The sequence below is a fragment of the Cupriavidus basilensis OR16 genome (assembly GCF_000243095.1).
GTDB lineage: Bacteria > Pseudomonadota > Gammaproteobacteria > Burkholderiales > Burkholderiaceae > Cupriavidus > Cupriavidus basilensis_D.
In genome coordinates this window covers 1-677 of sequence record NZ_AHJE01000236.1, presented here as the reverse complement: position 1 = coordinate 677, position 677 = coordinate 1, and the positions used below count along the sequence as shown (strand labels likewise).

The 677-nt window shown below is 81.1% G+C and carries 1 protein-coding gene and 1 pseudogene; one reads left to right on the top strand and one right to left on the bottom strand.

All coding sequences use genetic code 11. The features are described 5' to 3' along the window. Positions 1-185, bottom strand: a 185-nt coding sequence (locus tag OR16_RS47020) for a hypothetical protein (protein WP_237717391.1), incomplete at its 3' end; no start/stop codon positions are given. Positions 186-213: 28 nt separating this feature from the next. Between OR16_RS47020 and OR16_RS47015 the strand changes: the two are divergent. After that, positions 214-677: pseudogene (locus tag OR16_RS47015) on the top strand (hypothetical protein); the annotation flags it as partial.

Sequence of the window (677 nt, the reverse complement as noted above, 5' to 3'; positions counted from 1 at the left end):
CGCCGGGGCGCGGCCTGGCGCGAGGGCATCGGCTCGGGATCGCTGTCGTAGGGCCCGATCACGGGCAAGTCGGGCGGGAGGTCTTCCCAGGGCGGCACGTCGCTGCTGCCGGCGTGCTCCCATGGCGGAACGTCGTCGCTCGGGCCGGCATCGCGCGCATCCGTGGCGGCTTGCCGCGGGGGCACGGGCTCCCTGCGCGCCGGGGCTGCGGCCTTGGCCGCTGGCATCGGGGCCGCCGGCCTCGACACCGCAGCGGGTGGGCCGGGTGGGCGCAGGGGCTGGGCCGAGGGCGCGGCCGGCGCTGCCGCAGGAGCGGCGGCAGGCGGCGGCATACGCGGGCTGCCGCCGGCACGCGCGGCTGACGCCAGGCGCGCCGCGGCCAGCGCGGCACGGGCCGGCGACATCGGCGCATCGCCGGCGGGAACGGGAGCGGCTATCGGCGCGGCAGCTACCGGAGCCGGAGCTGGAGCCGGGCTTGGCATCCGCACGGGCGCTGCCGGGCGCAAAGCCTGGGCTGGTTCTCGTGCCTGGACCGGTGCGGGCTCGGCGGGTGCCGGCGCAGCCGGACGCAAGGCGGGAGCGGCAGGCGCCACGGCGGCACTCGGCCGCGGCCGCGTCGGCCGCAACCCGGCCCGCCGGTGCGGCGGCGCCGCGCGCGCGCGGCGCCTGCTGGCCAC